Annotated in this window: 19 protein-coding genes; 7 read left to right on the top strand and 12 right to left on the bottom strand. The window is 66.7% G+C overall.

Annotated features, from left to right (window positions below; genetic code table 11):
• Positions 1–4: 4 nt before the first annotated feature.
• Positions 5–1,309, bottom strand: a complete 1,305-nt coding sequence (locus ABHF91_RS04490) for a trypsin-like serine protease (RefSeq protein WP_409422271.1) — start codon at positions 1,307–1,309, stop codon at positions 5–7.
• A 93-nt stretch (positions 1,310–1,402) separates the two neighbouring features.
• Positions 1,403–2,581, bottom strand: a complete 1,179-nt coding sequence (locus ABHF91_RS04495; RefSeq protein WP_409422272.1) for a S1 family peptidase — start codon at positions 2,579–2,581, stop codon at positions 1,403–1,405.
• 163 nt (positions 2,582–2,744) lie between these two features.
• On the opposite strand from ABHF91_RS04495, the gene ABHF91_RS04500 reads away from it, so the two are divergent.
• The 3 genes from ABHF91_RS04500 to ABHF91_RS04510 all read left to right on the top strand — a co-directional run bounded on the left by ABHF91_RS04500 (position 2,745) and on the right by ABHF91_RS04510 (position 4,252).
• Positions 2,745–2,882, top strand: a complete 138-nt coding sequence (locus ABHF91_RS04500; RefSeq protein WP_409422273.1) for an entericidin A/B family lipoprotein — start codon at positions 2,745–2,747, stop codon at positions 2,880–2,882.
• Between the two features lie 113 nt (positions 2,883–2,995).
• On the top strand, positions 2,996–3,736 hold the full coding sequence (locus ABHF91_RS04505; protein WP_409422274.1) for an NADPH-dependent oxidoreductase: 741 nt from the start codon (positions 2,996–2,998) through the stop codon (positions 3,734–3,736).
• Between the two features lie 108 nt (positions 3,737–3,844).
• Positions 3,845–4,252: a CBS domain-containing protein gene (locus tag ABHF91_RS04510; RefSeq protein WP_409422275.1), complete on the top strand. Its 408-nt coding sequence runs from the start codon at positions 3,845–3,847 to the stop codon at positions 4,250–4,252.
• Here the strand turns inward: ABHF91_RS04510 and malZ are convergent.
• Both malZ and ABHF91_RS04520 read right to left on the bottom strand, forming a co-directional pair.
• On the bottom strand, positions 4,236–6,077 hold the full coding sequence (gene malZ, locus ABHF91_RS04515; protein ID WP_409422276.1) for a maltodextrin glucosidase: 1,842 nt from the start codon (positions 6,075–6,077) through the stop codon (positions 4,236–4,238). The genes ABHF91_RS04510 and malZ overlap by 17 nt on opposite strands.
• An 88-nt stretch (positions 6,078–6,165) precedes the next feature.
• Entirely contained in the window at positions 6,166–8,499 is a 2,334-nt protein-coding gene (locus ABHF91_RS04520; RefSeq protein ID WP_409422277.1) for a LuxR C-terminal-related transcriptional regulator, read from the bottom strand.
• 156 nt (positions 8,500–8,655) lie between these two features.
• On the opposite strand from ABHF91_RS04520, the gene ABHF91_RS04525 reads away from it, so the two are divergent.
• Positions 8,656–9,750, top strand: a complete 1,095-nt coding sequence (locus tag ABHF91_RS04525) for a hypothetical protein (protein WP_409422278.1) — start codon at positions 8,656–8,658, stop codon at positions 9,748–9,750.
• Positions 9,751–9,988: 238 nt separating this feature from the next.
• Positions 9,989–11,623, top strand: a complete 1,635-nt coding sequence (locus tag ABHF91_RS04530) for a methyl-accepting chemotaxis protein (RefSeq protein ID WP_409422279.1) — start codon at positions 9,989–9,991, stop codon at positions 11,621–11,623.
• 78 nt (positions 11,624–11,701) lie between these two features.
• Here the strand turns inward: ABHF91_RS04530 and ABHF91_RS04535 are convergent, their stop codons facing one another.
• The 8 genes from ABHF91_RS04535 to ABHF91_RS04570 all read right to left on the bottom strand — a co-directional run bounded on the left by ABHF91_RS04535 (position 11,702) and on the right by ABHF91_RS04570 (position 19,599).
• A complete protein-coding gene (locus ABHF91_RS04535) occupies positions 11,702–13,198 on the bottom strand; it encodes a hypothetical protein (RefSeq protein WP_409422280.1) in 1,497 nt (498 codons plus the stop codon).
• 102 nt (positions 13,199–13,300) lie between these two features.
• The gene (locus tag ABHF91_RS04540; protein WP_409422281.1) at positions 13,301–13,726 is read right to left on the bottom strand and encodes a hypothetical protein; all 426 of its coding nucleotides are present in this window, start codon (positions 13,724–13,726) and stop codon (positions 13,301–13,303) included.
• Positions 13,727–13,842: 116 nt separating this feature from the next.
• A complete protein-coding gene (locus ABHF91_RS04545; RefSeq protein ID WP_409422282.1) occupies positions 13,843–14,757 on the bottom strand; it encodes a carbohydrate kinase family protein in 915 nt (304 codons plus the stop codon).
• Between the two features lie 282 nt (positions 14,758–15,039).
• Entirely contained in the window at positions 15,040–16,035 is a 996-nt protein-coding gene (gene proX / locus ABHF91_RS04550; RefSeq protein WP_409422283.1) for a glycine betaine/L-proline ABC transporter substrate-binding protein ProX, read from the bottom strand.
• Positions 16,036–16,038: 3 nt separating this feature from the next.
• Positions 16,039–17,190 carry a glycine betaine/L-proline ABC transporter permease ProW gene (gene proW, locus ABHF91_RS04555; protein ID WP_409422284.1) on the bottom strand — a complete coding sequence of 384 codons (1,152 nt, stop codon included), beginning with the start codon at positions 17,188–17,190 and terminating at the stop codon, positions 16,039–16,041.
• A complete protein-coding gene (gene proV, locus ABHF91_RS04560) occupies positions 17,187–18,383 on the bottom strand; it encodes a glycine betaine/L-proline ABC transporter ATP-binding protein ProV (RefSeq protein WP_409422285.1) in 1,197 nt (398 codons plus the stop codon). Before proV ends, proW begins: the two co-directional genes overlap by 4 nt.
• 265 nt (positions 18,384–18,648) lie before the next feature.
• Entirely contained in the window at positions 18,649–19,131 is a 483-nt protein-coding gene (locus ABHF91_RS04565) for a MarR family winged helix-turn-helix transcriptional regulator (RefSeq protein ID WP_409422286.1), read from the bottom strand.
• Positions 19,132–19,209: 78 nt separating this feature from the next.
• Positions 19,210–19,599, bottom strand: coding sequence for an Hpt domain-containing protein (locus ABHF91_RS04570; RefSeq protein ID WP_409422287.1), 390 nt, complete (start codon positions 19,597–19,599; stop codon positions 19,210–19,212).
• 151 nt (positions 19,600–19,750) lie between these two features.
• On the opposite strand from ABHF91_RS04570, the gene ABHF91_RS04575 reads away from it, so the two are divergent.
• Together ABHF91_RS04575 and ABHF91_RS04580 are read left to right on the top strand one after the other, a co-directional pair.
• Positions 19,751–21,214: a hypothetical protein gene (locus tag ABHF91_RS04575; RefSeq protein ID WP_409422288.1), complete on the top strand. Its 1,464-nt coding sequence runs from the start codon at positions 19,751–19,753 to the stop codon at positions 21,212–21,214.
• A complete protein-coding gene (locus ABHF91_RS04580) occupies positions 21,204–22,373 on the top strand; it encodes an EAL domain-containing protein (protein ID WP_409422289.1) in 1,170 nt (389 codons plus the stop codon). The genes ABHF91_RS04575 and ABHF91_RS04580 overlap by 11 nt, the downstream gene beginning before the upstream one ends.
• The last annotated feature ends 25 nt before the right edge of the window (positions 22,374–22,398 follow it).

Genomic DNA, 22,398 nt, shown 5'->3' on the forward strand with positions numbered 1-22,398 from the left:
GGTATCAATGCTGGCGCCGACGACGCAGTCCGGCCGCTGCCAGCAGGATCAGTCCGCCGAGGGGCAAGCTGCCACCACCACCGCTGTCACTGCTGGAGCTACTGTCGTCACTGCTGCTATCGCCGCTGTCATCGCTGCTGTTGTCACTACTGTCATCGCTACTGTCGTCGCTGCTGCTGTCATCGCTGTTGTTACTACTGCTGCTGGCGGTGGTGCCGGTGCCGTGCAGTATCAGGGTGGCGCTCTTGGTGCTGCTGTCGGCGGCGGTGGCGGTGAAGTCGATCTCTATGGTGCGATCGTCCGTGGCGCTGCTGGGGGTGTAGCTGACATTCACCTCACAGGTGTCGCCGGCGGCCAGGGTGCTTTGATCACAATCGGCACTGACGGTGGCGGTGGAGGTGATCTGCCCCAGGGTCCAGGCCTGGGAATCATCGTTGCGGATGAGGAAGGTGGCGGTGCCGGTCTCGCCATAGGGTACTTCCAGCGCCTGGTTGGTGGTGTAGTTGAGGCCGTCTATGGTGTCGTTGATCCAGTCCAGGTGGTAGCCGATGGAGGTGAAGCCGGCGGTATAGCCCTCATTGCCACAGTAGGCCCGGCTGCCGGAGGGGTAGCTGATGAAGCTGGTGAGCCCGTAGAGGATGCCGTCTTGCAGCAAGGGGCCGCCACTGTCACCGAAGCAGATGCTTTCACCGGCCACGCCGCCGGCGTAGAAGTGATCCGGATAATAGTTGGTGTCCATGCCCTCGAACGGCAGATCTATGGTCTGCAGATCGTCCGGGTAGCTATTGCCGTAGACATCGGTGGAACCCCAGCCGTAGGCGGTCAGCCAGTCGCCGTCACTGGTGTCCGAGGTGTCGCTCACCTCTTCCAGGGCCTGGGTCTGGCTCAGGGTCGCCAGGGTCGGGGTGGTGGCGCTTTGGCTGGTGGCCAGGTGCAGCAGGGCCATGTCCCCGACGAAGTCGGTGCGGCTGCTGCCGTCGTAGATCACCTCCCAATCCGGGTGGACCACCACCTCATCGATCGTGACCGGGGTGAAACTGGTGCCAAGATCCGCATCGCCGATGCGCAGGCCGACTTCGTCCAGCTGGATGTCGTCCACGCAGTGGGCGGCGGTGACCACCCAGTCGGCGGCGATCAGGGTGCCACCGCAGAAGTGGGCATTGGTGTAACCGGTGTTGAGCTGCTGGATGGAGACCATCCAGGCCGGGGCCGAGCTGGCGGTTTGGCCACCCACTATGGTGGGAACCACCTCGGTGGCCAGGGCGGCGGGGGCACACAGCAAGAGCAGCGTGGAGGCAAGGGCGCGCATAGGGACTCCTGTGACATAAACGAGGCCCCATCTCCGTGGGGCCTCGCCAGACTAAACAGGCCTTATCGTTGGCTCAAGCCGGATGACACGCCTTTACACTTTGTTGCGGGCGCGTCGACGGTTGCGGCTCATGGTCAGCAGGGCAAGCAGGGCCAGCCAGGCGCCGGACAGGGTCCCGCCACCACCGTCGCCGACGGCGTCATCGGCCGTACTGTCAAGGTAGGTGTCGGTAGACAGTACCAGGTCGTCACTCAGGGTCTGGCCATCGGCGCGCTGGGCGACAAACTGGATGCCGTAATCTTGGGTACCACTGGGGATTGCAGGCTGGAAGGTGACGCCCAGGGTGCAGCTCTCCCCCGGTTGCAGCGTTATGCCCACGCAATCATTGGTCAGGGTCAATTCGCTTTGTACCGACGTCAGCTCCCAGGCCTGGTCGTCGTCATTGCGCAGCAGGAAGCCGGTTTCGGCGGTGCTGCCGCTGGCCACCGTCAGCGAACGCAGATTGGCGTAGACCAGTCCCGCGGTCCGGGTGCTTATCCAGTCGGTGTAGTAGCCCACCGAGGTGAAGCCGGCGAGATTTCCGGCGCTGGCACAGGAGCCATCATCGCTTTCGATATAGCTGGCGATGCCGTACAGGGTGTCGTTTATCAGCAGGGGGCCACCGCTGTCGCCATAGCAGGTGCCCTCATCGGCCACACCGCCGGCGCTGAAGTGATCCGCATCCCCCAGCACATCGGCACCGGCATAGGGTAGCGCGACCGTCTGCAGCAGATCCGGGTATTGGGTCGCCAGGGAGTCCGTGGCGCCCCAGCCGAGGGCGGTCATGGCATCCCCCGCCGTCAGGGCCGCCTGCTGGTCGGCACTGGCCAGGGCAGGGACCTCGTCACCCTGAGCCGTGGCCAGGTGCAGCAGGGCTATATCCCCCAGGAAGCTGCTGCGGTAGTTGGAATCATCCAGATCCCAGTCCGGATGCATGATCACCTGGTCTATGTCCGCCGAGGTGTAGGCGGTGGAGAGATCCGTGTCGCCGATCCGTACGGCTATCTCGTCCTGATCCAGATCGCTGATACAGTGGGCGGCGGTCACTATCCATTGGGGGGCGATCAGGGTGCCACCGCAAAAGTGGCTGTTGGTCTCGCCGGTATTGCGCCATTGCAGGGAGACCATCCAGGCGGGGGCGGCGGTGGTCTCACCACCGACTATGGTGGCGATGGGCTGGGCAAACAGGCTGGGGCTGAGGGCAAGCAGCAGGGTGAGGGGCAGTAGGCGCATAAGGACTCCTTGTCGTGGGCGCAGCGAATGGGCGGCAGCATAGGGGCACTCGGTTAAAAAATGCAAAGGATTCGTTTGGCGTCTTTGATCCGGCTCACTTGCGGTCTGCACACGGCCTTGTGGTATGCTCGGGCCACCGCAACGCCATGAGCCAGGAGCCATCATGAACAAGCTGTGCTGTACCCTTGCCCTCTGCCTGCTGCTGTCCGCCTGCAATACCATCAACGGCATGGGGCGGGACATTCAGAAGGGCGGCGAGAAGGTGCAGGAAGCCGCCCAGAACGTGCAAAACAAGATGTAAGTGAAGCGGGTCCCAGGCGGGCCCGCTTGCCGTTTTGTCTGGCCGTCGCCTTTGCCAAGGTGGGGTCCGGCGTCCACACTCAATGCAGTATTGAGGTGGTGCCGGGAGGCCAGATGAACGAAACCCTTCGCCTGATGCAGGCACACCGCAGCCACCGCTGCTTCACCCCGGATCCCATCGATTCTGCCCATCTGCAAGCCATTCTGGAGGCGGCCCACCATGGCCCCACCTCCATCAACAGCCACCAGGTCAGCCTGATCCTCACCCAGGACGCCGAGGTGCGCGCCCAGCTGGCGGACATCGCCGGGGATCAGCCCTGGATCGCCCAGGCGCCTGTGTTCATTACCTTGGTGCTGGACTTCTACAAGACGGGGCTGGGGGTGGCGCGGGCCGGCCAGACCCAGCAGATCCAGCGCAGCCTGGAGGGGCTGCTCTCCGCCACCCTGGATGCGGGCATCGCCCTGGGCAACCTGATGACCGCCGCCCGCTCCCTGGGGCTGGGGGTGGTGCCCATCGGCGGCATCCGTCGCGACCCGGAAGCCGTCATCGAACTGCTGAGCCTGCCGGAGTGGACCTTCCCGGTGGCGGGATTGTGCCTGGGGCACATCGCCAAGCAGGGGCCGCAGAAGCCGCGCATGCCTCTGTCCAGCTACTGCTTCGAGGAGCGCTACCAGGCGGAATGGTTGCCGGAGATCATCGCCCACTATGACGAGATGCTGTGCGAGTTCTGGCGCCGGGTCGGCCGGGCGGATGGGCTGAGCTGGAGCCAGAATACCGCCCTGTTCTACAGCCAGTGCTACTTTCCCCAGGTGAAGGCCATGGCCAAGGCCCAGGGGCTGACCGCCGAGGAGTAGCCGGTTTTAAGTGGCACCTGTGTGCCATCGCACACTTGCCCGGCTGGCCAGGGGCTACAATGGCCTCAGGGATCCAGGGTGGGTCTCATCTGGGGCGGAGGAGCTAGCATGTTGGTACGGGAAATCATGCGAGAACGGGTGGCCAGCGTCGGCATGGATGACAAGCTGGAGACGGTGCGGGAGATCTTCGCTCAGGCCCCCTTTCATCACCTGCTGGTGCTGGAAGACGAGAAGCTGGTGGGCATCGTCTCGGACAAGGATCTCTACCGCGCCCTCAGCCCGTATCTCGACAGCTTCGCGGAGAACCAGCGGGATCGGGACACCCTGAGCCGCAAGGTGCACCAGATCATGAGCCGGGAGCCGGTGACCGTCTCCCCTGAGCTGGGGGTGCGCTCCGCCGCCGATCTCATGCTGGCCCGGGGCATCTCCTGCCTGCCGGTGCTGGAGCAGGGCCAGGTGGTGGGCATCCTCACCTGGCGGGATCTGCTGCGGGCGGTACTCATTCTCCAGCACTGAGCCGCCAGAGGCTGGCGCCGGTGCCGGAGAGCTTCAGCTGCCAGCCCTCTTTCGTCGACTGCAGCTCACCTGAGCCCCACATAGGTTGCCAATGTCCGCTCAGCCCGGGGCGCCCCGCCAGCGGGATCTGGGCCTCGCCGCTGCGCTGCAGGGCAAACAGCCAGGCCTCCTCGCCAAATTGCCGCACAAACACCAGACTCTCCCCTGCGGCATACAGGACGGCGCAGCCGCCCCGACGCAGTGCCAGACTCTGCCGGCGCCACTGACCCAGCTGGCGGCACAGATCCCATAATGCAGCCTGCCAGGACTCGGGGGTCTGCCAGGGAAAGGGCGGCCGGTTGAAGGGGTCATTGTCCCCGGTTAGACCGATCTCGGTGCCATAGAAGAGGCAGGGCACCCCAATCCAGCCATACAGCCAGCACAGGGCCAGCTCCATCCGGGCTATATCTCCCCCCAGCAGGGTGAGAAAGCGGCTGGTGTCGTGGCTGTCCAGCTGGTTGAACAGGCACAGCTGCTGGGGATGGCTGAGCCCGGCCCGGTAATGATCCAGCCAGGCGGCACACTGGGCCGCGTCCAGCCGGATGGGCTGGTAGGCCACATCCACCCCGGCCAGGAAGGCCCGCACCGGCAGGGCAAAGCCCGCGTAGTTCATGGCGCCATCCTCCACCCCCTGCTGCAGCCACTCCCGGGCGTCGCCGAAGTGTTCCCCCAGCAGGTAGGCCTGGGGATTCTCCTGCCGTGCCGCCCGGTAGATGCCCGCCAGGTGGTGCAGGTTGCCCCGCGCCGTACCGCCTTCTCCCAACATGTGGGCCACATCCAGCCGCCAGCCGTCGATGGCATAGGGTTCCCGCAGCCAGTGGCGCACCACGCTGTGGCGGCCGGCGTACAGGGTCTCCACCACGCCGTGGCTGGCGTAATCGAGCTTCACCAGCACTGGGTTGCCCTTCCAGCACTGGGCCTGGCCATCGACGAAGTGATACCAGTCCCGGTAGGGGGAGTCGGCATGGTGGGCGGCGCCGTCAGGGGCCTGGCCATGCCGGTCAAACCAGGCACAGGTATCGCCCGTGTGGTTGAAGACGCCGTCCAGGATGAGGCGCATGCCCCGGGCCCGGGTGGCCTGACGCAGGCGAATCAGCGCCCCATTGCCGCCGAGGTGCGAGTCCACCGCGAAGTAGTCCTGGGTGTCGTACTTGTGCACCGAGGGGGAGCGGAAGATGGGGTTGAGGTAGAGGGCCGTCACCCCCAGCTGCTGCAGGTAATCCAGCTTGGCCGTGAGGCCGTCCAGATCCCCGCCATAGAAGTGGCAGCTGGCATCCTGGGCTGACAGGGGCGCGTCCCAGGCCAGGCGGCGCACCGGCGTGCCCTTGGTGGGATGCCGGTATTCCTCATCCTGCACCAGGTGCGGGCCGTCACCCGGGGCGAAGCGATCCACATACACCTGGTAGAACAGCTGATCCGCCACCCAGGTCGGGTATGGGCTGGGGATGGCCAGGGCGAACTGACGCAGCCGCTCCACCGGCAAGGGGCTCAGCCCTTCCGGGCCGAACCAGAGCTGAGCGTCAGCCCACAACAGCTTGAAGCAGTAGCGCTGCTGGGGCGAGGCAGGGTTGAGGGGCAGCCAGGCCGTATAGGCCTGCCAGCCGGCGACCGTTTCTTGCGGCGCCATGCTGACCTGCCACTCCTCGTTGTCCGGCTCGCAGCGCAGCACCACGCCATGGGGCAAGGCGTCCCCCTTGAGCCAGAGGCGGATCAGCGGGCCCTGGGCGGTCTGCTGTACCAGGGGCGGGACAGGCAGGTGCCAGGCCTGCAGGCTGGGATGGGACATGGCGGACTCCGGTGGCGGGGGATAGGCCGAGCATGAGCCGCCCGGCCAGCCCTGTCATCCCCTGGGGCCGGGGATCCGTCGGGTGGAACTAGCCCCCCAGCAGCCGCTGCCGGGCCACCGCCTGGGCCTCGGCCCGGGTGCGCACCCCCAGCTTGGCGTACAGGTGGTTGATGTGGGTCTTGATGGTGGAGGGGGCGACAAACAGCTGGCGGGCCATCTGCTCGTTGCTGAGGCCCTGGGCGATGAGCCGCAGGATCTGCCACTGGCGCTGGCTCAGCTCCTCCCCCTGGGGCAGCTCGTCGCCGGTATCCAGCGGTCGGGTGAGGCGATCCAGAGTCTGCTGCACCAGGGTCAGCACGCTGGGGCTGGTCTGGGGCCAGCGGCTGAGGCTCTGCAGCGGCGCCACCGCCTGAGGCCCGGCCAGCAGCAGGGGCAGCACCGTCTGGCGTCCGGCCAGCCAGGCCAGCAGGGGGTGCCAGGGCTCGGGATCCGCCGTGCCTTGCCCCAGCAGGATCAGCAGCCTGGCCTGCTGGGCCAGCCAGTGGACCTGCCACTGCTCGGCGGTGGCCACCAGGGATTCCAGCTGCGGGCGCGGCAGGGGGACCGCCAGGGACTGGGCCAGCCAGGCGTGCAGCAGGTTGTCCTGGAGATCGTAGAGATCCGCCAGCCGCTCATGCCAGGGGGTGCGCTGGCGCAGCCGGGCCAGGGAGGCCTGGTCCCCCCGCTGCTGGTAGCCCAGGGCCAGGGCGTAGCCGGCGCGAAACTGCCACATGCGGCAGTACTGCTGGCCGAAGCGCTGCTGCTCCAGCTGTTCTAGGCAATCCGCCAGGGCCTGGGGCGGGCCACGCCAGATGAGGCACAGGGCCTGGTGGGACAGGTAGGGCAGGCGCCAGTAGTCGCCCAGGGGCGCGGTCAGGGCACTGCCCTGGCCCAGCCAGTAGTCCGCCTGATCCGGTTCGCCCCGCTGCAGGCAGATCTCCGCCTGCAGTCGGTAGAGGGAGTCCAGCAGGCGATCCTGCTTGAGATCCTGCTGCTGGACGAACTCCAGGGCGGTCTGGATCACCCGGCCGGCCAGCTGCCAGTCCCCCTGCAGGTAGTGCAGCTGGGCCAGGCGATACCAGGCGGCCAGCTTGAGGTGGTACTGCTGCTGGCAGTCCGCCCAGCTCACCAGCAGATCCAGCTGGGTGCGGGCCCGGGCCAGCTGGCCGCAAAACAGCAGGGCCATGGCCTGGGTCAGGCGATAGGGGGCCAGCAGGGGCTGGGGCAGCTGCTCACCCAGCTGGGCCAGCTGCTGCTGGGCGTCCTGCAGGTGGTCGAAGTTGAAGCTGATCATGGCCTGCAGCAGACGGGCGCTGGCGGCCTCCTCCGGTTCCAGCACCTGGAAGCTCAAGATCTGCAGGTACTCCTCGGCCCAGTCGGAACGGCGGTGCAGCTCCATGGCCAGCCAGGCCTGCAACAGGCACAGGGCCGGCTGCTGCCGCAGCCAGAGGGCCGGCAAGCGATCCAGCTGTTCGGCCAACCAGGCGCCCTGGCCCAGCTCCAGACAGGGCAGGCCGATGCGGGAGAAGAGCGACAGGGCCAGCTGGGGCAGGGGGCGAGCCGGGTAGAGGGCCTGGATGTCCGCCAGGGGCCATTGGGCTAGCCAGTGACTCAGGGGCGCCCAGTCCAGCTGGGGTTGCTCCCGCCACAGCCCCAGCAGCTCGGCGATCCAGGGCTGCCAATGGTCGCCGTCCTCCCTGGCCAGCAACCAGCCGGCCTGGCACAAGAGGCCACGCCATTCTCGCCACTGGCCGGCGCTGAGGTTGGCCAGCTGCAGCAGGCGCGGCTCATCCAGCGGGTTGGTCTGGGCCTGCAGCGCCAGCGCCAGGGGCAGGGGGGCCGGCAGCTGCGCCAGCACGGGATCCAGCAGGGCCAGTCCCCAGGCCTGCAGCAGCCCCTCGGTGGGCTCGTCACACTGGCGGGCCTGCTGCCACAGCCGCCAGGCCAATGGCCACTGGCCCAGCCGGGCCGACCAGGGCGCCGCCGTCTCGGCGGGGATCTGCTCGGCAGCCAGCCAGTCGGCCAGTTCGCCCTGGCCCCAGGCCAGGCGGGTGGGGCCCAGGCGCAGGGGCGTCAGGCCGGCGCCCCGCAATCGACCTTCAAGGGGGCTGAGCAGAGGGGCGCAGATCAGGGCCTGGGCGCCCTCGGGCAGGCCGCTCAGCAAGGCAGCCAGCACGGCCTGCTGGGCCTGTTCATCCAACGCCTGCAGCTCAGGGACCAGCCAGAGATGATGGGCGGCGGCGGGGGCGGGCCAGAGCCGGCAGGGCCGGCTTCGGGCCAGGGCCTGGTACAGGGCCTGCTGATCGTAGCCCTGGGGCAGGGCCAGCCAGATCAGATCGGCCTGTTGCAGCGCCTGTTGCAGGCTGCTCAGATGGGGGGACATGGGGACTCCTTGGACGAACCTGCGTCTATCTTACCCATAGGACGGCACGACTCAACGCCTCAGCTGAGGTTCCACCAGCGGCTTCCAACCGGCGGGGGGATGGTGCGGCGCCTCGCTTGGGCCAGACTGTCAGCATCCCCCTTGCAGGAGTGTCCCATGAATGCCCTCGTCCACGCTCGCCAGCAAGCCCAGCTGGCCTTCGCCGCCTCCGGCGCCAACCTGGTGGTGGGGGAGGCTAGCGTCTGTCCCATGCCGCCTGCGGCCCTGGCGGCCCTGACCCCGACGGATCCTCGCGTGGTGGAGCAGTTCGGCAGCGGCCTCACCGCCCGGGTGCTGCACCTGTGCATCGATGGCCGTCACTACACCCTCAAGCAGCGGCGCCCGGAGGCTTTGGTGCGCAACCTCGATGGTCAGACCTCGTTTCTCAACGAGGTGCAGCGGCGGGCGGACTTCACCCGGCTTAAGGCCGATCCCGCCTGGGCGGGGCGGTTCGATAGCATAGTGCCCACCCTGTATGCCGATTACCGGCTGGGTATCATCCTCTCCCCCTGGCTGCCGGGCGCCCCCCTGGCCCGGGTGACGCCGGATCTGCTGGCCCCCCTGCTGGAGACCCTCACCGCCTGCGAGGAGGCGGGGCTGATGGAGTGGGATCTCTGCCCCGGCAACCTGCTGGACGACGGTGAACGCATCTGGCTGTTCGACTTCGGCTACATGTACCCCTTCGATCCCCTCTGCCAGTTCAACAGCAACGGGGTCAGCGATCCCCTGTTTCATGCCTGCGAGCGCTTCGAGACCCGCTTCTTCTTCGGCTGGTTGCTGCGCCAGGCCCAGCCGATGGCGGCCCAGCTGGCCTGTTATCGCCAGCTGAAGGCGCTGGCCCTGGCCCACTACCGTCGCAAGCGTGAGCATCTGGCCAGCCGGGGGGCGACGGCGGAGGTACTGGCCTGGCTGGATGGGATCCTGGCCCGTTGGCAGCAGGCCCTCGGCAGCGAGGCGGCCCTGGCGGCCTGCTTCGAGCTGGAGGCGTTCCGCTCCCATGTGCTGGACATCGAAGACGATCTCCACGGCCAAAGCTGCACCGCCACCACCTTGCTGCGCATCGACTTCGTCTGCCAGGCTCTGCAGCACCGCTATCCGGCGTTGGCGGCCGGGGGCGCCCTCTTCTATGACAACGCGGGACGGGATCAGGCCAGCCTGCTGGCCCTCTACGCCCACAAGCGGCAGCAGGCCCAAGGCTGGCAGGTGGGCTGAGATCCTCCCTTTCCGGACCCATACCCAGGCCGCAACCGCGGCCTTTTTTTAGCAAAGGTGGCCGATGGGAACTAGTCTGAGTGGCGAGAAAGCCGGGCCGGACTCACACTTAGGGAACCCTGCACGGGGTGTAAAACTGGTGCCTGAATAACCAACAGGCGCGCCGGCCACGGCGCCCACATTCTCACGTCCATGGGGCTTCGCCAGGCGATGGCCCACTCATGATGAGGAAGGCACTATGTTGTTGAAGACCATGAGCATCCGCAGCAAGGCGGCCTTCGGCCTGATCCTGCTGACCCTGTTTATCCTGCTGATCGGCATCCTGAACTACCTGGCCCTGGCGCGGCTGCAACAGAACACCCGGCTGTTTGCCGTGGCGCTGATGCCGGCCCAGGGGGTGGTGCTCAACGCCGACCGGGATCTCTATCAGGCCCTGACGGCTCAACAAAGCCTGTTGCTGGTGGGGGGCAAGGCGGAGAACTCTGCCGCGCTCAATCAGGACTTTGAGGACAACGTCCAGCAGGCCAAGGATCGCATGGCCAAATACCTGGCCATCATGGGGCCCTATCCCCAGGTGGTGGCCCAGCTGACCGATTTCGAACGGCTGTTTGCCGAGTGGCTGCAGCCGGCGCGGCAGGTCAACAACCTAGCCATACAGGGGGATCTGGCCGCAGCGCACCAACTGCACGATCAGACCGACAGCAAGTTTGAAGCCCTGCGGCAGCAGTACAACCTGGCGGGGGAGCTGGCGGACAAGCTGGCTGAGCAGACCAAGCAGATCTCCGACGAGATGGCCGACAGCCGCCAGGCCTGGACCCTGGGGCTCCTGGCGGTGGCCCTGGTCTGCGGTCTATTTCTTATCTACGCCGGTCCCAAGATGATTGTCAGCAGCGTGCGGGCGGTGACGGAGAAGATCCAGGATATCAACCGCGGTGGCGGGGATCTGGTGAGCCGGCTGCCGGTGGTGACACGGGATGAGCTGGGCCAGCTGGCCACCGAATTCAACCGTTTCCTGGATCAGCTGCAGGGGCTGGTGCGCCTGCTGCTGGGGGATGCCAGCGAGCTGGAGGCCAACACCAGCAACCTGCGGCAGGTAGCCACCCAGGTGGATGACATCAGCGAAAACCAGCGGGTGCAGCTGGCCTCCCTGGTGACCGCCTTCAATCAGATCAACCAGGCGGTGCATGACATCAGCCAGCACGCCCAGCTTACCTCGGAGCAGACCCACGGCGCCCAGACCACCGCCAACCAGGGGCTGCAGCTGTTGCAGCAAAATGTGGCCCTCAACGCCCAGTTGCAGGAGAGCTTCCTCCAGGCGGCGAGCCGGGTGGCCCAGCTGGCGGAGGAGTCCGAGAAGATCACCTCGGTACTGGATGTGATCCGCGGCATCGCCGAGCAGACCAACCTGCTGGCACTGAACGCCGCCATCGAGGCGGCCCGGGCCGGTGAGCAGGGGCGGGGCTTTGCGGTGGTGGCCGATGAGGTGCGTACCCTGGCCAGCCGCACTCAGCGTTCCACCGAGGATATCCAGGGCATGATCGGCTCTTTGAAGAGCGGGGTGCAGAGCGCGGTACAGGCCATGGACAAGGGCAGCGCCCAGGTGGAGAGCACGGTCGCCATGTCCGACAAGATGCAGCAGGCCCTGGCGGAGATACAGCAGGGTGTCAGCCGTGTGCTGGACATGAATTTCCAGATTGCCTCCGCCACCGAGGAGCAGAGTACCGTGATGGATGAGATCAACCGCCACGTCTCCGAGCTCAACAGCCTCACCGAAGAGGGGGCCGCCACCTCAGGGACTGTGCTGCAGACCGGCGGCGATCTGGACGAGCTGGCCCGGCAGCTGGCCGGCCGGGTCCGTCAGTTCAAGGTGTAGACTGCCAGGGATGATGGACGCGTAACGACAGACCGCGCCGTTTGGCGCGGTCTTTTTTTGCCTGGGTCGGCGGCTGGCTCAGGGCAGCTGGGGGGGCGACAGGGTCAGCTGCCAGATGCCGTGCTGCCCGGTCACCGGCTGGCAGGCCAGCACCTTGGCCCGGTAGTAGTAGACAGGCACCGTCTCCCCCACCGGCAGGGGCCGGGCGAAGTAGAGAGTCACGGGCTTGCCCTGGAAGGCCTGGGCGCTGAGGTAGCCTATCAGGGCATGCTCCAGGGAGTGATAGCCGTTCTTCCACAGGTGCACCTTGAGGCTGTCGGCGGCACCAATCCAGCCCCAGACCTCGCCATGCTGCTTATCGACGAAGCTGGCGAACCAGCTGGGCCAGGTCTGCTCCAGATAGCGGCGGGGGGCGGCGTTCGCCAGCCCCAGGGTGGCGGCGGCCTGATCCAGCTCCGCATATTCCCACCAGGCGCTGCCGTTCTCGCCGTCCCTGTCTCCCCACCAGCCCACCTGCTGGCTGCCGTCGCTCCCCGCGGGCAGGGGCATCGGCAGGTTTTTCAGCTGATCCTCCCGGTAGGCCCGGGCCAGCAGCGGGTAGAGGCCGCCTTCGGCCAGCTTGGCGAGCAGGGGATCCCCCAGCTGGCGACCGGTGAGGTAGAGCATCCAGAAGCTCTTGCTGCTATGGCCGAAGTCGGCGTGGCGGGCCGAGGGCAGCAGGCCGCTGTCATCGTGCAGGTAGCCGTAGAAGCGTCCCTCGGCGGGGGCGTAGAAGTCCCGCACCAGGGCCCGGGCCAGCCAGGCCATGCGTTGATGCCAGAGGGCCTGCTGCTGGCCGTGCAGCCAGGGAGCCAGCAGCACCAGGTAGGCGTTCAGCTGATCCAGCTGGGCCACCAGCTCCACCTGCTGCTCCTGGGTCCGGCTGGCAGGGTACCAGGTGAGGCGCTGATGGACCCGGTCCAGATAGGCGGTGAACAGGTGATCCTGCAACCGCTGCAGATCCGCCAGCACCGCCTCGTCACCGCTGATGTAATACCAGGCCGCCAGTCCCAGCCCTATGTAGGCCAGGTCCTGGCTGGTGCGATCCGCCGGGCTATCGGCGGCCTGGCCGTCCTGAAAGCGGGTGATGGCGCCGTCCCGGCCCCGCTGTTGCGGGTCATGGGGCAGCAGGGCGCGGTTACGCAAAAAGTCCACCCCCTGACGGGCCAGGGCCAGGGCCTTGGGGTCGCCGGTCAGGTGGAACAGCATGGCGTAGGCGAAGCTCTGGCGAGACACCATGCGGGTCCACTGATAGGCCAGCCCCTCGGCGATCCAGTCCGGCGGACTGGCCAGTTCGGGGCAGAGGCCGGCGGGTTTGGCCTGCAGGGCCTTGGGATCCGGGTGGCTGGCGTCGTTGCACAAAAAGCTGGGATAGGCACCGTCCTCTATGCCCTCGGCGGCCTGGTACCAGAAGGGGGCCAGATCCTGACTCACATGGTCGAGCCAGGTCTGGCCATCCAGCAAGGCGGCGCGGCAGGGGGCCAGGGCCAGGGTGACGGTCAGCCCCAGCAGCGGCAGTAGGGTGGTGGGTTTCATGGGGCCTCCTTGAGTCTTAAGTCGCCAGTGTAGCCCCTGACGGCAGACAAACCGGGATCCCGCCGACACTTGTTTCCCCCGTTTCTTGCCCGAGAGGGGGCCCTAGGGGCGACGCAGGGGCGGCGCCGGCAGCAGCTGCTCCCGCAGGCTCAGATCCACCGCCGCCAGCAGCAGCTGCTGGGGATCTGCCTGGCAGCGGGTCCGGATGGCGCTGGCCAGCCGGGCGCCCGCCGCATAGCTGTCCGGCAGCTGCAGCTGGCGCAGGGCCAGCACATGGGTGATCTGGGCCTCCAGGGCGAAGCTGGCCTCGGCCGGCTCCATGCTCAACAAGCGTGCCGTATCCTGGCAGCTGAGCAGGGCCAGGCGATCCAGCCGTGGCAGCAGGCGGATGACGCCACCCCCGTCACTGGGCTCGAGCTGGTGACGCAGTCCGTTGCGAGAGGCTTCCCCCAGCCGGCTGCCGATCAGCAGATCCTGGGCGCCCAGCCCTGCGCTGAACAGCAGCACTATGATGGACAGTCGTTTCATGACGCACCTCCCGATGGATTGGCGTCCAGTGTAAAGGCTGGCCATGAATGCAGACTGAAGGGGCGCCAAGTGGGGGCGGGTGGCCCGCCGCTATCGGCCCTGGATTCAGGCTGGGATCAGCTTGGCGCCCAGGCGAGGCGGGCGAGCTCCCCGGCAGGAAGGAAGCCGTCCGCCGCCCCGGCGACGCCCACCTTCCAGCCGGCGAACAAGCAGGCCTGATCCAGCGCCTGGTAGGGGTTGCCGTGAGTCAGGTAGCCGTGGAGGAAGGCGGAGAACAGGGCATCGCCGGCGCCTATGGTGTTGACCACGGGCCTGGGGCTGCGGGCCGCTGACCGATGGAACTGGCGGTCCGCCGCCACGTACATCAAGGCCCCCTGGCTGCCCTGGCCCATGACGATGAGGGGATTGTGGTAACGGGCCTGCAGCGCGCCGATGAGCTCCTCTGGGGCGCGGCCATGCAGCCCCTCGTCGCTGAGAAACAGGATATCGGCGGCGGCCATGAAGTCCCGGTTGTAGGCATCGTCTGGATCGCTCAGCACATGCACATCGGTGGCGATGGGCAGGCCGGCGGCCTGTACGGCGGGCAGCAGGGCGCGGTTGTAGTTGATGTTGCACATCACCGCCAACCGGCAGCCCGCCAGCTGGGCCGCGAAGCGCGCCTCATCGTAGGCGCTCTGCTGAATGGTCTTGAGATCGACATGGATCTGCCGGCGACCGCCGGGCTCGTAGAGGATCACCGAGGCCGGGGTGGCGGGCAGGCTGGCCAACAGCCCCTCGGTGGCCAGCCCCAGCGCGGCCATGGCCTGGCGCACCCACTGGCCGTGGAAGTCGTCGCCGATGAGGGACGCCATGGCCACATCATGGCCCAGCGTGTGCAGCGCCTTGGCCACGTTGTAGCCCACCCCGGAGACGGTGCTGGCCACCCGGTCGAAGGCGTAGGTCACGGGAAAGTAGTCCAGAGGGAAGTGGTCTATGCCCAGGGTGGTCTCAATGTTGATGAGGCCCGAGACGAGGATGGGGGCGGCGGACATGGGTGACTCCTGTCAGTGAGGATGCCGGTCAGCCTATCCCAGACTCGGCTGCCGCGCCGTGATCCCGGCGAGTCTGTGTTTCCCCTGGCGGGGTGGATTGGTGCGGTGGGGGTGGGAGCAATAAAAACGGGGCCGTCTGGCCCAATGCTGGTCAGTTAAGACGCGGATGTTCATGAATGGGCAGCAGTGGCAAGCCATCCCCCACCTAACCTCCCCCTTGGTATGGGGGAGGAACGATGTTTCCCTCCCCTTGTTTAAGGGGAGGGGTAGGGTGGGGTTGGCTTAGCCGGCGGCTTGCCGGGCTTCGGCCAGCCAGGCGTCCACCTGCTTGGCGTGGGCCTTGAGCCAGCCCTCGGCATGACGGTCTATGTCCGCCGGGCTGTTTTCCCCCTGCTTCATGCGCATGTTCTGGGCGCTGATGTCGTTGCTGGACAGACGCATGACGGCGAACAGCTTGGCGGCGGCCGGATTGGCTGCGGCCCAGGCCTTGTTGGCGACGATGTGCATCACATTCATCTGGAAGCCGTAGTTCTTGCCGTTGGGCAGCTTGGTGTCGATCTTGGCCCGCTCGCCGGGTAGGGCGGAGAAGGGCACCTGCAGCCAGACCACATCCTTGCCCGGGACCAGCTCGCCGCTGACCCAGTAAGGGGTCCAGGTGTAGTAGAGGATCGGCTTGCCACTCTTATAGCGGGCTATGGTGTCGGCGATGATGGCGGCGTAGTTGCCCTGGTTGTGGTGCACCGTCTTGGCCAGACCATAGGCCTCAATCTGGTGGTTGATCACCGCCTCGCAGCCCCAGCCAGGGTTGCAGCCGGCCAGATCCGCCACGCCGTCACCGTCGGCATCGAACAGTTTGGCCAGCTTGGGATCTTTCAACTGGGCTATGTTGCTGATGTGGTAGGTCTCGGCAGTCTTCTTGTCGATGAGGTAGCCCTGGGCCGCGCCGCTGACATAGTCCCCCTGCCGGTAGAACTTGGCGTCACCGCCGGCCTTCTCGTATTTCTCCGCGTGCAGCGGATCCCAGTTGAAGGTGAGGAAGGTGCCTTCGCCGTTGGCCACAGTGGCGTAGCCCACGTTGTAATCCACGTCCTTGGCGGGGCTGATCTCATAGCCCAGGCGGGCCAGCAGCTTGCTCACCAGCACCGTCTGAAAGCTCTCCTCGGCGATGGTGCTCTGAATGGGCTGCACGCTGACGCCCTGTCCGGGCAGCTCGGCGGCCTGCAGCTGGCTACCCAGCAGCAGGGCCAGCAGGGGAAGGGCCTGTTTGGCGTTGATCATGAGTCACTCCTTGTTGGTTGAAGATGAAGCCGGCCGCGAAGTCTGGCGGCGCAGCAGGGCCAGGGGCCCGCGAGGTGCCTTCTGGCGGTGGCGCTGGCTGTGGCCCATGGCCTGGGTCAGCCGGTCCAGCACGATTGCCAGCAGCACTATGCCCACGCCCCCCACCGAGGCCATGCCCATGTCCAGGCGGCCGATGCCCCGCAGCACCATCTGCCCCAGGCCGCCCACGGCGATCATGGAGGCGATCACCACCATGGACAGCGACAGCATCAGGGTCTGGTTGACCCCGGCCATGATGGTGGGCATGGCCAGGGGCAGCTGTACCTTGAACAGCAGCTGGCGCGGGCTGGCGCCAAAGGAGTGGGCGGCCTCCACCAGATCCGCCGGCACCTGCTGAATGCCCAGCAGGGTGAGGCGGATGATGGGGGGCAGGGCGAAGATGATGGTCACCACCACGCCGGGCACGTTGCCGATGCCAAACAGCATGACGATGGGCACCAGGTAGACGAAGGCGGGGGTGGTCTGCATGGCATCCAGCAGCGGGCGCATCCAGGCGGCGGCCCGTTGGCTGCGGGAGAGCCAGATGCCGCAGGGCAGGCCGATGAGCAGGCAGAAGAACAGCGAGGTGAGCACCAGGGCCAGGGTCACCATGGCGTCGGCCCAGGCGCCGATGAGGCCTATGCCCAGCAGGGAGACCAGGGTGCCGATAGCCATGCCACCGCCCACCAGCTGCCAGGCGACCAGGGCCAGCAGCAAGATCATCAGGGGCGCCGGCACCCAGAGCAGGGCGCCCTGGATGGCGTTGAGGGTCATGTCCACCGGCGCGCGGATGAGCTGGAAGACGGGGCGAAAATGCACCACCAGCCAGTCGATGCCCGACTCGATCCAGCTATCCAGCGGGATCCAGGCCTGGTCGAACGGCTGGCGCCAGTCGATGGTGGTGTCTTGTTCCGTGGGCTGTGCGGGCGCACTGAGCCAGTCGGCCTGGGCCTGCTGCTCGCCATTGCCCGCCGCCCCCCAGGGATCGTCGGCGGTTTGGCTGGCATTGCCCCAGGGATCGGGCTCGCCGGCGGTGTCGGCGGCCTGGGCCGGCAGGGTCAACAGCAGGGTGGCCAGCCAGATGAGGGGCAGCCAGAGACGAAGGTGTTTGATCATGCCGGGGTACTCCGATCCAGGGTTTGCAGCAGGTGGGTCTTGGAGATGAGCCCCAGGTAGAGGCCCCGCTCATCCACCACGGGCACCTGGCAGGGGGACTCGGCCACCAGGCCGATCAGCTCGTTCACCGGCGTCTCGCCCAGTATGGGTTGGGGGGCGCTCAGCAGGGCCTTATCCAGCGCCAGCTTGCCGGCGGCGGCCTGCTTGAGGGAATCCACCGACACCACGCCGACGAAGCGCCGGTTGCGGTCGATGACGAAGCCGTAGTCCCGATCCTGATCCTCGAGCTGCTTGAGGGCGGCGCGGGGGCCGTCGGTGTCGTGCTTCTTGATGAGGGGGATCTGGCGGCGCTGGACTATGTCCTTGGCGCTGAACACATGGGCCAGATCCACGCCGCGGAAGAAGGCGCGCACATAGTCGTTGGCCGGCTGGTTCAGGATCTCGTCCGGGGTGCCCACCTGCACCACTACCCCCTCCTGCATGATGGCGATGCGATCGCCGATGCGCATGGCCTCGTCCAGATCGTGGGAGATGAAGACGATGGTGCGCTGCTGGCTGCCCTGCAGCTTGAGCAATTCGTCCTGCATCTCTGTGCGGATCAGGGGATCCAGGGCGGAGAAGGCCTCGTCCATCAGCAGGATATCCGGGTCGTTGGCCAGGGCGCGGGCCAGGCCCACCCGCTGTTTCATGCCGCCGGACAGGGCATCGGGGTAGGACTCGGCCCAGGCCTCCAGCCCCACCTGGGCCAGGGCCTGGCGGGCGGCGGCGTAGCGGCTGACCTTATCGATACCGGCCAGTTCCAGGCCGAAGGCGGTGTTGTCCAGCACCTTGAGGTGGGGCATCAGGGCGAAGGACTGGAACACCATGCTGATCTTCTTGCGGCGCACCTGGCGCAGGGCGTCGTCGGAGATGGACGCTATGTCCTCGCCATCGATCAGCACCTGTCCGCGGGTTGGCTCGATCAGGCGGTTGAGCAGGCGCACCAGGGTGGACTTGCCGGAGCCGGAGAGCCCCATGATGACGAAAATTTCCCCTTCCTGAATGCTGAGGTTGACGTCCTGCACCCCGACGGAGAGGCCGGTGCGCTTGAGGATCTCGGCCTTGTCCAGCCCGTCGGAAAGCAGGGCGAAGGCCCGCTCCGGCTTGTCGCCGAAGACCTTATAGAGTTGTTTGACTTCGAGTTTGGCGGTCATGGAGTCCTTGCTATGGGAATGTGAACAGAAATGAAACCAATAATGCATAGCAATGCTAATCATTAGTACCGTAAAGCAATTTGTCGCCAATTTGAAGGATTTAATCAGGTTTCATACCAGGAATACCTGATAAATGGCGGTGTTGCCGGGGTGAATCTTTGGCTGAAAAGGCGGTTTTTGCCGGCAAAATGGCAAGAAAAAGCCCGCCATATGGCGGGCTTTTAGTCGATGTGGAAATTTATATTTAGTAATGCTAATTGAATGCTTAGGCCTCGTTGCGGGTCAGCTCGCCGCCGGCCAGCATGGGGGCGGTCTGCTGGGTGGGGGCGTCCATCAGCTCCGCCAGCAGTTCCAGTGAGCCCAGCAGCATGGACTGCTGCCAGTCGGGCAGGGTGGCGAAGCGTTCCACGAAGCGCTGCTGCAGGGTGTCTGGCGCCTGCACCAGGCGGGCGGCCCCCTCGTCGGTGAGCTTGACCCACACCTTGCGCTTGTCGTCCGTGCCCCGCAGCCGGATCACCAGGGCCCGGCTCTCCAGCCGGTCGAGGATGCTGGTGACGGTGGCCTGGGCCAGGTTCATGCGCTGGGCCAGCACTCCCGTGCTCATGGGCTGTTCCGCCTGCAGGGTCTGCAGGGTCAGCAGCTGCGGCAGGGTGAGGCCGCAGGCACGGCTCAGGTCCCGTTCATTGAGATCTATGGTACGTATGATGCCGCGCAGGTGGCTGAGCACGGCCTGACTTTTCGGATTCATGATGCTTGCTGGTCTGGAGTGTCAGGGCTTTATAGACAGGCCGGCGGGCCAAGGCAAGCCCCACAGGGTAAATCCTGGTTAGCCGAGGGCCGCCAGGGGCTGGGGTGGCCCGGCCAGCAGGTCGCCGATCTCCTGCTCCAACGCCGCCAAATCAGCCTGCAGGCTCGGCCAGTGGCGGAGCAATTGCTGGCTGTCGTGGCGCAGGGCGGCCTGTTCCAGATCCGCGACCTGCTGGCACAGAGGTTCCCGGGCCAGGTATTGCAGGCTGCCCTTGAGGCTGTGTAACTGCCTGGCCAGCTCGGGCCAGGCCTGCCGCTGCAGGGTGCCGGCCAGCTGCCGGCCCTGGGGGGCGACGCTGTGCAGATAGACATGCAACACCTCATAAAACAGGCCTGCCGTCTCGCCACACAGGTGCCACAGCTTGCCCTGATCCAGCCAGGGGTACCGCACCGCACTCTCCAGTTTCATATCGCCATCTCTTCGTTAAAGGCTGGTTTCAAATCTCGGCAAACTGTGCATCCTTCGGAATTATCAGTCTGTTCTTTGCGGAACAGATGAATAAATCCACTGCTAGTAGCATGGCGTCATCTGTTCGCCAACCGCAGGAGCATGACATCCCATGGCCGAGCCCCTTGCGCCGCTCACCCTTACACCACTCACTCTTGCCGGTCTAGATCCCGCCCGCGCCGTGCTGGTGGTGGAGCCCTGTGCCCAACAGGCCAATACCCTGCTGGACCAACTGGCGCAGCTGGGCCTGGCCCCCAGCCAGCTGGATTGGGCGCCGGATGCCGCGTCCGCCGGCCGTCTGTGCCGCGAGCGGGCCTATCAGCTGCTGCTGTGCAACGACAGCCTGGGCGACGACCAGGCCGACGGTGCCCAGTTGCTGGCGACCCTGTGTCAGGAGGGCTGGCTGGCCCCCGACTGCGTGCTGGTGATGATGGCCGACGACGCCAGCCTGGCGCGCCTGCGGCGGCTGGCCGCGCTGGAGCTGGATGGTTATCTGTTGAAGCCGGTGCAGCCGACGGTCCTGGCCCAGCGTTGGCCCCACTGGCTGGCCCGGCGTCAGCAGTTGGCGCCTATCCAGGCCCTGCTGGGGGGCGGTCTGCTGGCAGAGGCGGAGCAGCAGGCGGCCGCGACCCTGGCGCAGGCGCCGGTGGACGCGCCTGGGCTCAGGCTGTTGCAGGCCCGGATCTGGATGGATCAGCGGCAGTTCGATCGGGCCCATAACGCCCTGCTGGATCTCAGGGGTGGGCCCGAGGGCAAGCGTGCCCAGCTGGCCCTGGCGGAGCTGGCCATGCGCCGGCGTTACTACGCCCTGGCGGACAGCTGGCTTACCGCCTTGGAGTCGGATCCCTTGCTGGGGGCCCAGGCCCTGGCCCTGGGGGCGGAGAACGCCTTGCGGGAGCACAAGTTTGTCATGGCCAGACAGAAACTGTTGCACGCCATCAGTCTGACGCCCTGCGCCGTGCGGCATCACTGGCTGCTGGCCTGTGTCGAGCTGGCGGACGGCACCCTGCTGGCGGCGCATCAGGCGCTGCTGCAGGGGCTGCAGCTGGCGCCGCTGGGCGTGAGCTGGGCCGGTCAATTGCTGCCGCTGCTGGCGGCGTTGCAGTTGGACATGGCCGCCCAGGCGGAACCGGAAGCCGCCCCGGCCTTGCTGCAGCAGTTTCAGCAACAGTGTGGCGATTGGCAGCAGCGGGTGGGGCAGTCGGCCTACCGCCCCATGGCCCTGTTGCTGCTGGGGCGATTCTATTGCCTGCAGGGGTCACAGCAGCAGGCGGCCTTCTGTCTGACCCAGTACCAGATGGTGCGCCAGCATCAGCCAGGTCCGCGCTCCCCCTTGGAACAGGTGGAGCGGGTCAAGCTGCTGCGCCTGCTGGGCTCGCCCCTGGCCGATGAACTGCTGGGGCAGCTCAACCGCCGGCTGGCCGAGGCGGGGGAGCAGGTCGAGCACCTGGCCTGGCGCCTCTATCTGGCCCGCTGGTGTGCCCTTAATCCAGTGGGTCCGGCCACCGACTCACCCGACCGTGATGGCGAGATCTGCCGTCCGGTCTTCGGCAACGAGGTATTCGATGCAAGCTGAACTCACCCTGCTCATCGTCGAGGATGATGACTTTCAGCGCCATTGGCTGGCGCGCCTGTGTCAGCCCCATGCCCGGCGGATCGAGGCGGTGGCGGATGGCCATGCCGCCCTGCGCCTGCTGGATACGGGGCTGCAGCCGGACATGGTGCTGATGGACCTCGGCTTGCCGGGCATGGACGGCGTCTGCCTGCTGGCGGAGCTGGCCCGCCGGCAGCTGTCCAGCGCCCTGGTGCTGATCAGCGTGGCCAGTGCCGAGGTGATGGAGTCGGTGGCCACCCTGGCCACCCTGCAGGGCCTGGATCTGGTGGGCCAGTTCCGCAAGCCGGTGGCACGACAGCAGATCTGCGAGCTGTTGCAGTCGGAGCGGGTGGCGGTGGCCAAGCCAGACCCGCGGCAGACAGGGGTCTCCCCCAGCGCCCAGGTGCTGCGCCAGGGACTGGAGCAGGGGGACTTTCAGCCCTACTTCCAGCCCCAGGTCTGTGCCCAGACCGGCCGCCTCATGGGGGTGGAGGCCCTGGCGCGCTGGGTGCGTCCCGGCCAGACGGTGGTGGGGCCGGCGGGCTTCCTCGACGAGATGGATGCGGCGGGCCTAGGGCACCGCCTGACCATGACCATGCTGGCCCAGTCATTGGCCTGCTGTCAGCAGTGGCGGCGCCAGGGGCTGGATCTGAACCTGTCGGTGAACATAGCGCCGGACGAACTCCTGTCACCGGCTCTGGTGGAGGAGGTGCTGGCCCTGCTGGTGGAGTACGACTTCCCGCCCCAGCGCCTGTGCCTGGAGATCACCGAGACCCAGGCCTGCCGGGATCTGGAGGCCCTGCTCAGCGCCGCCAGCCGGCTGCGGCTGCACGGGGTGGGGCTGGCGCTGGATGACTTCGGCACCGGCCATGCCTCCTTGCTGCAACTGATCCAGACCCCGGCCTGCGAGCTGAAGATCGATCGGGCCTTCGTGGCGCGCATGCTGGACAACCCCAGGCACAGGGCGGCGGTGGAGACCACCCTGGCCCTGGCGGCGCGCCTCAAGCTCAGAACCGTGGCCGAAGGGGTGGAGACCCAGGCCCAGGCCGCACTACTGGCCCGCCAGGGCTGCCAGCTTTTGCAGGGCTATCTCTATTCACCACCGGTTCCAGCCGAGACATTACTGGCCCGTTGGGGCTAGTATGAAACCAATTAAGCGGCTGCAG

The sequence above is a fragment of the Pseudaeromonas aegiceratis genome (genome assembly GCF_046254905.1).
GTDB classification, from domain to species: domain Bacteria; phylum Pseudomonadota; class Gammaproteobacteria; order Enterobacterales; family Aeromonadaceae; genus Pseudaeromonas; species Pseudaeromonas aegiceratis.